Here is a 15,604-nt window from a genome sequence, read left to right as displayed (position 1 = left end):
TAAACTAAATTAACAAACAATCCCTTATTGCTAATAAAACTTTAATTAATAAGGCATAATGCTGCTATTATTTTAGAATAATCACTAATAATACAAGCTGCTTTTGCGCGTATTGACTCACACTTGGGATCAACCATGACCATAAACATGCGTTTAACGACCGGTTTTGGCGTAATTTTATCAATGATGCTTATTTTAACCATTATTGGAATTTCGCGCGTTAGCCTTATTAATAATAACATTACCCACATGACCGACGTAAACTCGGTAAAGCAACGTTACGCAATTAACTTTAGAGGCAGCGTACACGACAGAGCAATAGCCGTGCGCGATGTAGTGCTAATCACCGATCAAAGCAGTTTAAGCACCGTGTTAAATAGCATAAAAGAGCTAAACGCATTTTACCAAACCTCAAGCCGCTCTATGGCTAAGCTAATAAGTAATATGAATAGCGAAGAACGCGCTTTAATTAATAGAATAAATCAAATAGAGCAGCGCACTCAGCCTTTTATTCAAGGTGTAATAAACGCTAAAAACGCAGGAAACCTAAACGAAGCTGAGCGTATTTTATTAACCGATGCGCGCCCTGCGTTTACCGAGTGGCTAAATGTTATAAACCAATTTATAAACCTGCAAGAACAAGCAAATCAAGCCACCACTATTGATACTCTCGATATTGCCAGTTCATTTGAAATTTGGATGATTTCGCTCACCGCGCTTGCAGTTTTAATAGGTGCAAGTGTTGCGTACGTTATTAGCCAACTGATCAGAAAGTCAGTAGGTGGCGAACCACAAGAAGCCGCTGAAGTAATTGCCCTTATTGCCCAAGGCGATTTAAGGGGTGATGTACAGTCGTGTTGCCCAAATAGCATGATGGCTTCTGTAGGGGTTATGCAATCTAAACTAAAAACTATTGTAGATAGCATTATTAACTCATCTGAAGAGCTTTCTACCCACTCTGCAAGCGTAGCGTCTGGTTCGCAGCAAGCACTTAGTGCCGCTGACGCACAAGTAACTTATACAAACTCGGCAGTAAGTAGCCTAGAAGAAATGAGCCAAAGTATTCATGCCGTAGCCGATTCAGTTAGGCAAACAGAAGATAACTCAAAAATAACCGCGCAATTATCGCAGCAAGGCAGTATTGCTGTGCAAAAAGTAGCAGCCGAAATTGAGCAAATTTCAGTAACCGTAAAAGCCACAGTTACCCAAGTAAACGTGTTGCAAGAACATGTAAAACACATTGGCGATATTTTAAGTGTGATCCGCAGTATTTCCGATCAAACAAACTTACTTGCACTAAATGCGGCAATAGAAGCCGCTAGAGCAGGCGAAACAGGCCGAGGTTTTGCTGTTGTTGCTGACGAAGTAAGGCAACTTGCCCAGCGTACTGGTGATGCAACAGGCGATATTGAGAAGATGATTTTGCAAGTACAAGAAAATACGCAAGCGTCGGTAACAGCTATGGAAACCACAGTACCGCAAGTAGAAAATGGCTTAACGCTTACTCACGAAGCAAACGAGCTACTGCATCAAATACAGCAACAAGCTAATGACTCATTAAGTAACGTGCTTGAAATTGTTGAATCAACATCAAACCAAGTAGCCACCGTGGCGCAAATTAGTACCGGCGTAGAAGAAATTGCCAGTATGTCAAAAGAAACCAGCATGTCGCTTAACAGTAACGCACAAGAAGCCGTTGCATTAGCTGACCTTTCAAACACGCTTAAAAAGTATATTAGCTACTTTAAAGTTTAATTGTTTAGCGTTTTACAGTAATTAAAAAGGGGCTTTAAGCCCCTTTGTTGTTTATGTACTTTAATAATAGCGGACTATATACCCGCTAAATCACGCTCGGTAATACACTCACCCGACGCCATTTCAAACTCGCGACATACTAATGGGCGGTTTTCGTAAATAGAGCACATAAGCGTATTGCGGTCGAGTGCTTGACACCAGCCGTCGTCAGCGCGTTTCATTACTTCGCTGCCCCATTTATCGTATTCTATATAGTTAAAAGGCACGCCGGTGTCGGTTACTATGCGCACTTCTAATTGGCAACAACAGGCTTGGCAGTTAGCACAGGTAACTGGCTCTGGGGTAGTAGAAATATTTTCAACGGGAATAACAATATGAGGCATAGTGGCTTACTTTTTTGAATAAGCCACTAGGATACAGTAACTAATTTAACGCGCTAGTAGTTTTGCTTTTATATCGCTGTAACGCATCTGCTCGCACAGCGCAAAACCACTCAATTGGCGCACTTTATTACGCGCAAATAACGGCACACTCATCCCCGCTAAAAAGCGGCATTGGGTTTCAATACCCACATTATGATTACCTTTGCCCGCCATATGCGCTAAAAACTCATCTACCTTTTGATAAATAAGTTGCTCGTCAATATATGCAGGCTCTATAGAGTACTCAAGCTTAACCGCATGCCCTCTGCATACACTACAATGCCCGCATTGCGCTGGCGCATTTTGATCGTCAAAATAGCGCGCTAAGTTATAGCTTAAGCAACTTTGTAGCTCAAAAAAGCGAACCAATGCAGCAATACGTTTAATTTCGGCTTGTTCTTTATCGGTAAAGTAGTCGTGAAGTTGCTGGGCAAGTTCAGGGGTATTTATAACCTCTGCATGCACTTTGTATACTTGGGTAATACGTTTGGTTTCGAGCGTTATTAGGTTTTTTTCGGCTAGATAGTCAAGAGCAGCCACTACACGTTTTCGATCAACCTGCGCGGCTTGCGTAAGGGAATCAAAATTTAGCGTCCCCCATATTTTTTTAAAATCTGTATGGCTAAATATTTGCGTTAAAAATGCTTGGCGTTGCTCGTCAAATTGGCTTAGTAGCTCGTTTTTATCAACCAAAAATTTGTATTTAAAATCGGCGTAGTAGGCATATTGCGGCGTTATAGCGCCTTGCATTTCAAGCTGTACGAGTAAGGTTTTAAGTGCCAGTTGCCTAATATTACTTTCGCTCGATAAGCTATATTCTTGCATTTCCCATTGCTGGTGGCTTTGACGAATATCGTTAATTACGTATTCAATACCGCTAAGCTCAGGAGTGTCGCCGTATACAAAATTTTCTACCGTATTTAGGCCGTCTAGGTTAGCAAGCGTGAAACAGTTTGATGGATTACCATCGCGCCCTGCTCGGCCAATTTCTTGGCTGTAGTTTTCAATCGATTTAGGTAAATCGTAATGTATAACAAAGCGAATATCTGACTTATCAACGCCCATACCAAAGGCAATGGTAGCCACCACTACGTTAATTTTACCCGCCATAAAATCATCTTGAATTTGCCAGCGTAGCGTATCCTCAAGCCCCGCATGATAAGCCACCGCATGCACACCTTGTGCACTTAGCACATTAGCGACTTGTTCTGCGCTTTGCTGCAATGTTACATACACAATACCAGGGCCACTTTGCGCGCGTACAATGTTAGCAAGCTCGGTGTTTTTATCGGCGGTTTTAACGCTCAGCACGCTTAAGTCTAAATTAGCGCGGTAAAAGCCCGTTTGCACAATGCACTCAGGCGCAATAGCAAAGCGCTCTGCCATATCGCGTTTTACTTTTTTAGTCGCCGTTGCAGTAAGTAACAACACTAAAGGAATATTAAGCTCTTCGCGGTAACGCGGCAATTTAAGGTAGTCGGGTCTAAAGTTATGGCCCCATTCAGATATACAGTGCGCTTCGTCGACCACTAACATCGAAAGTGCCACTTGGCTTATAAACTCTCTAAAACGCTCGTTTTTAAAGCGCTCAACCGACACCATTAATACCTTAATTTTACCATTTCGCACATCATTCATTACGGTGCTGCTTTGCATTTGATCTTGGCTCGAATCAAGGCTGGCAGCATAAATACCTTTGCTATTTAAAAAGCTAATTTGATCTTTCATCAATGCAAGCAAAGGCGAAACCACTAACGTTAAATTTGGTAAATGCAACGCAGTTAATTGATAGCACAACGATTTACCCGAGCCGGTCGGAAATATAGCCAACGACGATTGACCATTTAAAAGCTGCTCTATAGTTTGTTGTTGCCCTGTTCTAAATTGGCTAAAACCAAAGTGCTGCTCAAGTGATTGAATTAGTGGCGTGGTCATAAATGTCCTTTTCGGTGTTTTTAACAGCAATTTAACTGTACAGCTAAACTATAAGAAAGTGAGTATAACTTATATGCCTTTATTCAGCATTTTTTGCTGACATCACCTTTATTTAAGCGCAAACTAGAGCACTATAAAATGAGTAGTAACTGCTTGTTGCCAAAATAATTTATTGATACCCAAGTCATCTTAAAAAACTAAAAATAATACAGATTATTTGGGTATATTATTTTTTGAGGGCAACGTTATGAGTATTACTAAACCTAAAATCGTCGTTATTGGCGGTGGCGCTGGTGGATTAGAGCTAGCAACACAATTAGGGCATAAACTAGGAAAGAAAAAACAAGCAGAAATTCTACTAATAGACAAAAACCGTACCCACATATGGAAGCCGTTACTGCACGAAGTAGCGACAGGCTCTATTGACCCCGATTTAGATGGGGTTGTGTATTCAGCCCATGCTGCAAAACACCACTATAACTTTCAACTTGGTACTTTTTGCAATATAGATCAAAGCAATAAAACAGTTACCCTTGCACCACTTTTAGATGAGCTAGGCCACACAATTTTACCCGAGCGCACCGTGCGCTACGACCACCTAGTCATTGCCATTGGCAGCGTAAGTAACGACTTTAATACCCCAGGTATAAAAGATCACTGCTACTTTTTAGATTCAAACCAACAAGCAGAGCGCTTTCAGCATTCATTACTAGATAGCTTTACACGCCTTCACCAAGACGACAACCAACAGCAATCACTTAATATTGCCATTGTAGGCGGCGGTGCTACCGGTGTTGAACTCTCAGCTGAGCTTTATCATGTGTCTGAACTATTAAAGCTTTATGGCTTAACAAATATGTCGTCTAAGCGTTTGCATATTCATTTAATAGAAGCCGGACCACGAATTTTACCAGCACTACCAGAGCGTATTGCCGTAAGTGCCAAACGCGAACTATTAAAGCTTGGCGTAAACGTGCGCGAGCAAACACAAGTAAAAGAAGGCACCGCACAAGGCTTTATCACCAAAGACGAAGAACACATTGATGCCGATATTATGGTGTGGGCAGCAGGCGTAAAAGCACCTGATTTTATAAAAGACTTAGGTATTTTTGAGCTGACGCGTAGCAACCAAATTCAAGTAAACGAGTTCTTACAAAGCACCGTAGACGAAAGCATTTTTGTATTAGGTGATTGCTGCGCATTTACCCAAGCCGATGGCAAGCAAGTACCACCTCGTGCACAATCGGCGCATCAAATGGCGCAGTGCGTCGAAAAAAATCTAATCGCAACGCTAAAACAGCAACCTCTACGCGGCTTTAAATACAGCGACCATGGCTCACTTGTTAACTTATCAAGCTACAGCACTGTAGGTAACTTAATGGGCAATCTAACCAGCAATACCTTTTTTATTGAAGGTAAAATTGCCCGCTTTATGTATATATCTTTATACCGTATGCACCAACGCGCCATACACGGTAGCGCAAAAACCTTTGCATTATGGATAAGCGAAAAAGTGCTGCGTGTAGTGCGCCCTAAAATGAAGTTGCATTAAAGGCGATTTAAATTAAAGGCAGTGAGCGTTATCACTGTCTTTAATTTTTAACATTGTCTGTGTAGAGTATTTAAAACAACTAAGGAAATTGGGTTATGACGGGTAAAACGCTAATTTTTAACTTTGACGGCACAGGAGGCGAGCCCCGTGACGCAGAACAATTTAGCTCTGATCATTTTAAAGAAGACTCTAATATTACCAACATTCTAAAACTGCATTTACTACTTGGCGGTAAATTAGAAGACTCCCCAATTACTCCATTTGCTAACCAACTCAGTTTTTATTATCAAGGTATTGGTACCAAAGGCAGTCGCCTTAAACGCATTTTAAACCAAACCCTTGCACCTCGTGGTGACGACGTAGCCAGTATTTTAAATCAAGCGTTAAGCGACTTTAAAGCTCACTACCTAATAGGCGATACCATACTGCTAACGGGTTTTAGCAGAGGCGGTGCACTTGCTAGGCGTTTTGCCAAAATCCTAGAGCCTTTAATTGCTGATAATGTTTACGTATGTGTGTTTGATACCGTCGCCTCAATTGGCTTGTCAAAAGTAAGTAAAGCCACACGCGGCGCAGAGCACGTTATTTTTGAAAACCACACCATTGCCAACAACATTACTCACGCGCTGCACTGCGTAGCCCTTGACGAAAAACGCCGCGCATTTGAACCCACACTCATGAACCATCAAAGCAACATTACCGAGCTATGGTTTGCAGGTGCGCATTCAGACATTGGCGGCGGTTACTACCGCGATGGCCTAGCCGATATTAGCTTGCGCCATGCACTTGAATGGCTAATAGAACAACCGCTTAATATATCGTTACTCACTAGCCACGATATAGACTACGAAACCCTACTCCCCGATAGCAACTTAGTAGCACAAGATGACGTAACAGTAACGCCCGATCCGCTCGCATTAAGTCATCAACAAAATTACTTTTGGTTTAACCCGTTTTTTAAATTAGTAGATAGGCAGTGCTATATATTAATTGATGACGAAGCCAGCAACCTTGAGCCTTTAGTGCACTACAGCGTAGCCGAACGTATTAATAAGCTAACCAGTTACCGCCCAGAATCACTTAAAAAACTGCATTACAAAATTAGCTACAACGACAACACCACACTTAGCTTTATTGGTTTAAGCCAACATATAGAACTGGCTAATCAAAACATGAGTGTGCTGAGCATTAACCAAAGCCAAGATGTAATGGTATTTGCCTCTGAGCAATACAACGCAACCGGCCTCATGCTAGAGCAAGGCGCCACGTACCGCTTTACCCCATACCCAAATCAATATTGGTTTGACGATGGCATAAAGTGCACGCCATTAGGCTGGAACCGCGATAACGTTCAACTTGGCGTAAAAGAAATCCCCATGGCCTTGCTTGAACCATTTAGACGATTTCCTCGCGCACAATGGTTTTCGCTCATTGGTGCTATTAATAAAAACGACGACCACCTATTTGAAATAGCCAATGGCGCCGACATTAAAATGGATAAATCAGGCGAGTTTTGCCCATTTGCAAACGACCTAAGCCGCTTTTATGGCGCTAATGCAGGTAAAATACAATTAAAAGTAACGCGGTTGGAGTAATAGGTACCCGAAGCTTTTAAATTGTAGGTGCGATTTCACATCGCGCTTTCTCTTTAGTAACTAGCTCATTACCACAATCAACGCTACAAAGCTCACCCAAACACCTGTAGGCGCTCAGCTTGCTCGCGCGAAAAGCGAAGCTTTTAAATTAAATAAAACAAATATCAGTTTTAATGTTCACTATAAAACTGATAGGTTATTATTACTGTTTTTATCAATGGTTACTTTTCGTGACAAATGAAGTTATACAAAAAATAATTGAGTATTTACATCAAAACACCGACATTGATGTAGTTTGGCTATATGGCTCTCATGCAAAAGGGACAGCTCAGCCTCATAGTGACATTGACTTAGCCATAGCATTTAAAAACTTTGATCTGGAATCGTTCGATAAGCGCCTTAGGCCAAAAGAGCTTGAGCTTGAAATAAGTAATGCACTTAATCTTAATGAACAACTTATTTCGATTGTTGATATAAATATTATTCCAAGTTATTTAGCTTTCAATGTTATTGAATATGGAAAAATAATTATAAGCAATAATAGTGTTAGAGCGATGAAAGAGCAGCAGCGTATATATAGCCAGTTCGAATTTGAAACCATAGCGAGTAAACATGACTGATACCGGAATTCCACTTTATTTAAGTGAAGTAACACGCCATATTGACGAATATATGCAAGAACTCGACGAACTCAGTCAAATCGATTCACTTAATAGCAGAGACTACCGAGCCGCTGAGCGATTACTACAGTTAATGACCGCGGTGTGTATTGGTTTATCAAAGCATTGGCTAAAGCAGCACAAAAGTAGTACCAGTAGCAACGCCTATCAAACATTTAGCGAACTTACTCATTTAGGCTTTTTGAGCGAGGCAGAACTACTGTCATGGCGTAAAATTATAGGCTTACGAAATGCACTTGTTCACGATTACTTAAATATTGATCAAAGTATCGTTAAAACAATCATTAAAAAACAACATTACATAACTATGCAGGCATTTAGTATTAAAGCGATTACAGAGCTAAACAAAGATTCATAGATAAAACCTCACCTACAATAATTAAACCACTGTACTGAACAAAACCGTAGGTGCGATTTTACATCGCGCTTTGTCCTCTAGTAACTCTGGTTCATAACTCCCAATCAACGCTACAAAAGCTCACCCAAACACCTGTAGGCGCTCAGCTTGCTCGCGCGAAAAGCGAAGCTTTTAAATTGTAGGCGCGATTTTACATCGCGCTTTGCCCTCTAGTAACTAGATCATTACCCCAATCAACTCTACAAAGCTCACCTAAACACCTATTCGCCTCACTTAATGAGGCGAATAGCAGAGTTAATTGCCTCATTACTTTTAAGCGCTACATAGAACAATAATTCACTTTTCTGTGGTAAAAAATGTATTTATAAGCGAGGTATAAAACCTCACCTACATTAATGTAAACATCACTCTTAACAAAAGCGTAGGTGTGATTTTATCTCGCGCTTTTAATTTTAATTTACTTATATCGCGTTGGCGATGGCAACCAATATATGAATTTATCACTCAAAATGCGTGTATTTATTTTCTAATATTTAAATAAATGCATCCATATTTGGTAGTTGTATTATTTGCTCACTCAGCTTATTTGCAGCTTTATTAATTATTTTTATGCACAAATCAATGTGTGCTAATTCAGCAGAAGATAAGTTATTTTTAACAGCAGAAACTTTAGCCGTATCAATTGCGGCTAATACAGAATCAACGGTTTGACTCATAAGTAGTTGCATCCGTGGTAGTGAAATAGCAAATTCATCAGCAAAATCAGCTAACATGTAAGCTGTAATCTCATTAGTAAAATTGCCCGCACTTTGCGAATTATGCTCCCCCACTGACATAGCATAACACCTTGATATTTTAGGCTGTAAATAGCCCATATCACGGTCAATGCTTCCCTGCTCAATAATAGCCTCTATATTTACCAAGTCGTAAAACGGCGTAAGCTCTAAACCATTTTTACCAACAAAAAAACTAATGTTTTTGCCATGAGCATCGTAATTACGTACTAAAATATTAAATGTCATCCAACGAATAAGCTGAGCCTCATACGCTTGTACATTCGTTGTTTTAACACTAAAGAGTTTTGCAAAAGAAACGCCATCTCGAATATAAATACCATCCCCATCATCACCATGCTGACGCTCATATTTATAAGAAGGAGGTAAATTAGTGGCTTGGCAACCATCAATAATATGACGACGTAATACACGGTTTTGATCTTGTGTAACGCGCCTATCAAAGCGATCTATTACAAATACTCTTACATCTGCGTAAGTACGCAACTCAACATGGGGAACATTGAGCCCCGACTCTTTTGCCAAAAGCATGGTAAAAAGTTCATTTACTGCAATGAAAGGAGCGGTACCTGTTTCGAATTTAAAAATTTTATTAGAACATAGCTCCCCTTCACCAAATCCTAATTTACTATCGATTTCGAGTAGGTTTAGTTTGTCTTGAACGCCAGCAACAGAGAGCCGAGTTCGGCCATCCCAATGAGTAATTGGCTCGCCAACTTGTACAAAGCGTTTAAGTTTTTGGCTTAGCTCGTCACTAGGGTCTGCTGTTCTTTCAAGGTTAAATTTGCAGCAGCCTGTTTGGTATTTAGGCAAGGCAGAGCCTATGCAGTGTGGTTATTCCCCATAAATGGGCGATAACGTAGCATTAATACCAAACAGGCGCTGCCCGAAGGGTTCTTCCTAGGAGCTATTTACTCTTTGTTGCTCGGTTTTTACTTAGCCCACTAGGTTGCAAATCTCGCATCGCGATTAAATAGCTCCTAGTTTGGACAAATTTTAATCCGCAAAGATCAACAGACCCTAGTTACTTCACGAAAAGATGTTTGCTTTAAAGTACTGTTACTTGCTCTAAACGACAAAGCGCCTGACGTTTCCTCGCCAATTACTTTAATCAAACCAAACGTATTATTTTTAGAGATAGTAGTACTACTTATAATCTCATCAAGACCTTTGCCCTCGGGTAATAAGTTTTGTAAATAATTACGCACATCACGTGAGTCAAAATCACCATTGAGCGGTAAGTGTGGTGAAATAGCAAACCCCTTATTAATCCACTCAGGTTCATAGGTAAATGCAATATCATTTTCAGAGCCTATATCAAGGGCTATCGCACCTATCTTCTGCGTATGCCCAATAAATACATCCAAGCTGTTTTTTTTAATACCACTGCTCATCGCTCACCTCATCCTTGTTATTGTGGTGCGACTCGTCATCACTGACAAGGCTAAACGACAACCCCAAGTATTCCATCACTTTGAGTACATTAAAAAACTGCACATTCACATCACCTTTTTCTATTTTTATCAGCGTAGGCTTTGAAATATTAAGTGCTTGCGATACATCAACCAGCGTAAGCTTCATACCTGTTCGCTTTGAAGTAATCGCTTTAGCGAGTCGCACCGACGAAAACGGCTTTGATAGATCAGGCATTTCAGTGCGTTTAACAACTCTTCCAAGTGTTTTTTTTGCTGGTAATTCACTCATTAAAGGTCAACTATAGTTTACTTATACAATTTATTTTAGGGTAGCCTACCCAAAAGTCAAATATAACTTACTTTTAAGTTTAAACGTATATTTACTGCCTATAAGTAAACCGTAACTTACTTATAGACAGTAAAATAAAACCCAGTCCCATAAGTAATACTTAAGTTACTTATGGGAAGTTAATGACATTTTGAGCTTAATAGCCAAGCTAAACACCTGTAGGCGCCCAGCTTGCTCGCGCGAAAAGCGTAGCTTTTAAATTGCCTTACTATCGTTTAAGGCTCGCTGCACCACTTGATAGCAAATAGCACGCTGCTGCTCTTGATTTAAGCTAACTTGTCGCATTGAAAGGATAGTTTTAACTATTTGTTTATGAGAAACGATTGGAAAGATTGGTCTCTGCTTTAGCTCAACAAACCAACCAGGAAAGCATAAAACAGGCAAAACTTGGGTGTTAAAACCCGTTGCCTCTCGTAGCCATTTATTCACCCAATTAGCTTGATTTTGGGCTTGCTCTAGCGGCTTACTTTCAAACCAAGAAGGAAATGCTAAATGGTTATTCTCAAATTTAACTCTGTAATTTGTATCGTCTTTTATTCGTTTATGTCTGCCTTTGGTTTCAATAGCAAATATCCCATTTGGCCCAACAACCAAATGATCAATATTAAAACCATCTGCTTGTATATCATGAAATACTTGGTATCCGTGTGACTGTAATTCTATAAGCTCAGAGGCAACGGCTAGTTCTGCATCACGCCCAAGTTTTAACTTTATTAAGTGATTAGATTTAACCCAAAGCTTTCGTGCTACATAGATTAAACCCAGTGCAATCGCAATAATTAAGAAGTAATTAAACTTGCCGCTGGCAAACATTTCAGCAATGCCTTTAATAGCAAAAGGCATTGTGACTATCAAAGCAGACAAGAAGACTAAGCCAATTACATCTAAAACTTTATCATTAACTTGTTCATTAAGTGTCTGCGCTGCAACACGTTTAAGCTTTTTACGATCTACAGGTAATTTAGCATTCTTCTGATGAAGCCATATTTTGAAAAACAAAACACCTAATAGCGAATAAACACTACCAATAACAAATAAAAGGCTTAAACCTTGGTTTAATAAATCATCCATGATGAGTTCCTATAATCACAATGTTTACTTTATACCTTAAAAACAGGTACATGTCGCATCATTCAAACCCACATTACAAAGCCCACCTAAACACCTGTAGGCGCTCAGCTTGCTCGCGCGAAAAGCGTAGCTTTTAAAATAATTTACTTATATCGCGTTGGCGATGGCAACCAAAGAGAAGTAACCGCCGACTTCTCTTTGGAATCTCTCGGCGCCCCTCAATTTCACTTATCCTTAAACAAATAATTAATATGAACGTAAACGTGATGAACGCACATCCATGTGCAAGCATCCCTTTCCTCGAATCCATGCGAGGTAATTACTCATTAATTATGTGTTTGCAGGTGAAGTTGAAGGGGATAATTTCTTAGCATCATCATTTGATTACTCTCTCGGCTAATACTTAACTCACACGTTTGTACTTAATTACTAGTAACTTAGTCGATTATTACTTGTAGCTGTACCGTATTTAAGTAAACTAACTACTCGCAAACAGGGAGTGGTTTTAATGCAGCAAATTGGTATTTACGAGCAGTTAATTACGCAAGTAATTGAGCAAAACTTAAATCGAGACCAATTTTATGTTGGTGAACGCCAGCTTGAAAGTGCTGAGGCGGCAACGTGGCTTTCACGCTTTTTAGGTAAACTTGTTGCTCATGCAATAAATGCTATTCCTAATTCAAACGAGCGGTTACAAGAGCAAATTAGCCTTGCTAACAACCTTGTTCTTTGGCTTAAAGATCATATAAAAGATGATGAGCTTATTAACGAAAACCTTATTGATAGCCAAGGCCGAATACTTACTGCACTGTTTAATACCCAAAACCCTATTGCTGCAAATCTTAAAGAATACTCTCACGATATATTCCCGCTAACGGGCCTTACGCAAAGCGAATTATTTAGCGGTGCTAATGCAGGTATATCGCTCGAAACCGAGCTAAAGCGCGAGATAAAATCGTCCGACACTATTTATTGGTTGGTCTCATTTATAAAATGGACAGGGCTGCGCATATTTAAAAATGAGCTGGAAGCGTTTACCAAAAGCGGCAATAAACTCAAAGTTATTACTACTTCGTACATGGGCGCAACGGATGCTAAAGCCGTTGAGTTTTTAGCAAACCTACCAAATACCGAAGTAAAGCTAAGTTATAACAATCAGCAAGAACGCCTACATGCTAAATCCTACTTATTTATGCGCAATACGGGTTTTCATACAGGGTATATTGGCTCGTCTAACTTATCGCATTCGGCGCTTACCAGCGGCCTTGAATGGAACTTAAAAATTACCGCACAAGAAATCCCACACATAATAGCCAAAACCAAAAGTACCTTTGAAACCTACTGGGAATCAAAAGACTTCGAGCTATTTACAGGCGCTGTTGAGTGTAAAGAAAAGCTCATTAATTCACTTAACGAGCAACGCGGTGTTGGGCAATCAAGCAGCCTATTTTATTTTGATATAACACCAAAAACGCATCAGCTCGCTATTTTAGAAAAGCTAAGTGCTGAGCGCAGCGTACATAAGCGTTTTAAAAACTTAGTGGTTGCCGCAACCGGCACAGGTAAAACTATAATATCGGCGTTCGACTTTAAAACCGTTTACGACAAAAACCCAAACGCACACTTTTTGTTTGTAGCCCACCGCGAAGAAATACTAAAACAAGCGCAAAGCGCTTACCGTGGTGTGCTTAAAAATAACGACTTTGGTGAGCTGTGGGTAGGTAACTACAAACCACAACGCTACAACCAATTATTTGCATCAATCCAAACGCTGAACAGCCAAATTGAATCGCTAAATTTAACTCACGATTATTACGACTACATAGTAATAGACGAAGTACATCACGTAAGCGCTGCCAGTTATCGCGCTATATTAAACCACTTTACGCCCACAATATTACTTGGCTTAACCGCAACACCAGAGCGACAAGATGGTGCAAATATACTCGATGATTTTTGTGGCGTAATAGCCGCCGAAATTCGCTTACCAGAGGCAATAAATCAACGCCATTTATGCCCATTTCAATACTTTGGACTAGATGACGACACCGACCTAAGCCAAATAACATGGCGAGGCGGCCGTTACGATATAAGCGAGCTAAGTAACCTTTATACAGGTGAAAACAACCGCGCTAACAAAATTATATCCAGCCTTGCCGATATCGTAACCAATGTTCACGCTATTAAAGCACTCGCGTTTTGCGTAAGCCAAAAACACGCTGAATTCATGGCCTCTAAATTTAACTTAGCAGGCATAAACGCCGATGTACTCACCAGCAAAAACACCAATGAGCGCGCGGCTAAGCAACAAGCACTGCGCCAAGGCGAAATACAAATACTCTGTGTAGTTGATATTTTTAACGAAGGTGTCGATATTCCAGAGGTTGATACTCTGTTATTTTTACGCCCGACTGAAAGCCTAACGCTGTTTTTGCAGCAACTAGGCCGTGGTTTGCGCCTGCCCGATAACAGCCAAAAGCAGTGCTGTACCGTACTCGACTTTGTCGGTAATGCTCGCCCAGAATATGACTTTGCGAGTAAATTCCGCGCACTCATTGGTAAAAGTAACCAGCCAATAAAAGCCGAAATCGAAAACAACTTCCCGCATTTACCACTGGGTTGCCGCATAGAGCTACAAAAGCGCACACAACAAACAATACTAAAAAATATTCAGCAAGCCATAAACACTAAACGCCGTTTACAGCAGCTTATAAATAGCTATTCGCAACACACAAATGACGCGCTAACGCTAAGTAACTTTTTACGCATAAACCCACAAGTCATACTAGAAGACATATACAAACCAAAAGACGGTAAGCTCGGCGGCTGGCATTGGTTAAAGGACGGTGAAATCCCTGCAGAGCAAGCCGATATTTACGCCGCGTATTACCGCGCAATCAACACCCAATTACTCGGCTGTGACTCGCTCAGCTACTTATGCTTTTTACGTGATTTATGTAAAAACGATTTTAGCTTTACGCCAACAGCACAAAACCAACAGTACGCATTTATGGCGCATTACAACTTTTGGGATTCCACTGGCACAAGTTTAGGCTTTAAAACGCTTGAACAAAGCTTACAAACGCTTATTCATCCAGCGTTACAGCACGAACTTGCACAAGTAATCACGCTTTTATTAAACCGCATTCACCAACAAGAAAGCGATTTAGCGTGTTTACCTAATCACGCCATAAAATTGCACAGCCGCTACACGCGCCAGCAAATACTTTCTGCATTTGGAGCGCACTCGTTTGATAAAAAATCGACAGCCCGCGAAGGCGTTTTAGAGTTTAAAAACCAAAATCTAGAGCTATTATTTGTAACGCTTAATAAGTGTGAAAAAACCTACTCACCCACCACGCTGTATCACGATTACGCAATCAGCCCCACCCTATTCCATTGGCAAACGCAAAACAGCGCTCGCCCTGAACACGGCCGTGGCCTTAGTTATATTCAGCACCAAAAAACTGGCAAAACCATCCTGTTATTTGTGCGAGAACAAGGCAAAGACGAAAACGGCAGAACTATGGGATTTGTAAACTACGGCGAGGTTAAATACCAAAGCCACAACGGCAGCCAGCCGATGAATATAACGTGGGAATTAACCAGCCCCATGCCAAGTGAAATGTGGCACGAGGCTGGGAAGTTAGCGGTTGGGTGATTAAAAATTAGAAAAGT

General features: G+C 40.5%; 12 protein-coding genes. 6 read left to right on the top strand and 6 right to left on the bottom strand.

Annotated elements, in window-relative coordinates; all coding sequences use genetic code 11:
- Positions 1–135 precede the first annotated feature (135 nt).
- A complete protein-coding gene (locus tag QL998_RS06020) occupies positions 136–1,755 on the top strand; it encodes a methyl-accepting chemotaxis protein (protein ID WP_290192316.1) in 1,620 nt (539 codons plus the stop codon).
- A gap of 74 nt (positions 1,756–1,829) precedes the next feature.
- Here QL998_RS06020 and QL998_RS06015 read toward each other — a convergent pair whose 3' ends face one another.
- Entirely contained in the window at positions 1,830–2,138 is a 309-nt protein-coding gene (locus tag QL998_RS06015; RefSeq protein WP_010554993.1) for a YkgJ family cysteine cluster protein, read from the bottom strand.
- A gap of 45 nt (positions 2,139–2,183) precedes the next feature.
- Positions 2,184–4,112: a RecQ family ATP-dependent DNA helicase gene (locus QL998_RS06010; RefSeq protein ID WP_290192315.1), complete on the bottom strand. Its 1,929-nt coding sequence runs from the start codon at positions 4,110–4,112 to the stop codon at positions 2,184–2,186.
- Positions 4,113–4,359: 247 nt separating this feature from the next.
- Between QL998_RS06010 and QL998_RS06005 the strand changes: the two genes are divergently transcribed.
- The 4 genes from QL998_RS06005 (at position 4,360) to QL998_RS05990 (ending at position 8,297) form a co-directional block, all read left to right on the top strand.
- Positions 4,360–5,664 (top strand): NAD(P)/FAD-dependent oxidoreductase, encoded by a 1,305-nt coding sequence (locus QL998_RS06005; RefSeq protein ID WP_024604330.1) that lies wholly within the window; start codon positions 4,360–4,362, stop codon positions 5,662–5,664.
- A 95-nt stretch (positions 5,665–5,759) separates the two neighbouring features.
- Entirely contained in the window at positions 5,760–7,259 is a 1,500-nt protein-coding gene (locus tag QL998_RS06000) for a DUF2235 domain-containing protein (protein ID WP_290192314.1), read from the top strand.
- A 230-nt stretch (positions 7,260–7,489) separates the two neighbouring features.
- Positions 7,490–7,879 (top strand): nucleotidyltransferase domain-containing protein, encoded by a 390-nt coding sequence (locus QL998_RS05995; protein ID WP_197103407.1) that lies wholly within the window; start codon positions 7,490–7,492, stop codon positions 7,877–7,879.
- Complete coding sequence (locus tag QL998_RS05990) at positions 7,872–8,297, top strand: DUF86 domain-containing protein (RefSeq protein ID WP_290192313.1); 426 nt, start codon at positions 7,872–7,874, stop codon at positions 8,295–8,297. Before QL998_RS05995 ends, QL998_RS05990 begins: the two co-directional genes overlap by 8 nt.
- A 533-nt stretch (positions 8,298–8,830) precedes the next feature.
- Here the strand turns inward: QL998_RS05990 and QL998_RS05985 are convergent.
- The 4 genes from QL998_RS05985 to QL998_RS05970 all read right to left on the bottom strand — a co-directional run bounded on the left by QL998_RS05985 (position 8,831) and on the right by QL998_RS05970 (position 11,926).
- A complete protein-coding gene (locus tag QL998_RS05985) occupies positions 8,831–9,904 on the bottom strand; it encodes a HipA domain-containing protein (RefSeq protein WP_290192312.1) in 1,074 nt (357 codons plus the stop codon).
- Between the two features lie 197 nt (positions 9,905–10,101).
- On the bottom strand, positions 10,102–10,485 hold the full coding sequence (locus tag QL998_RS05980) for a HipA N-terminal domain-containing protein (protein WP_290192311.1): 384 nt from the start codon (positions 10,483–10,485) through the stop codon (positions 10,102–10,104).
- On the bottom strand, positions 10,469–10,795 hold the full coding sequence (locus QL998_RS05975; RefSeq protein WP_029753647.1) for a helix-turn-helix transcriptional regulator: 327 nt from the start codon (positions 10,793–10,795) through the stop codon (positions 10,469–10,471). Before QL998_RS05975 ends, QL998_RS05980 begins: the two co-directional genes overlap by 17 nt.
- 255 nt (positions 10,796–11,050) lie before the next feature.
- Positions 11,051–11,926 (bottom strand): nuclease-related domain-containing protein, encoded by an 876-nt coding sequence (locus tag QL998_RS05970; protein WP_290192310.1) that lies wholly within the window; start codon positions 11,924–11,926, stop codon positions 11,051–11,053.
- Between the two features lie 508 nt (positions 11,927–12,434).
- On the opposite strand from QL998_RS05970, the gene QL998_RS05965 reads away from it, so the two are divergent.
- Positions 12,435–15,587: a DEAD/DEAH box helicase gene (locus QL998_RS05965; protein WP_290192309.1), complete on the top strand. Its 3,153-nt coding sequence runs from the start codon at positions 12,435–12,437 to the stop codon at positions 15,585–15,587.
- The last annotated feature ends 17 nt before the right edge of the window (positions 15,588–15,604 follow it).

The organism is Pseudoalteromonas sp. APC 3691 (assembly GCF_030408135.1).
In the GTDB taxonomy this organism is placed as follows: Bacteria; Pseudomonadota; Gammaproteobacteria; order Enterobacterales; family Alteromonadaceae; genus Pseudoalteromonas.
This window is presented reverse-complemented; position numbering and strand designations above follow the sequence as displayed.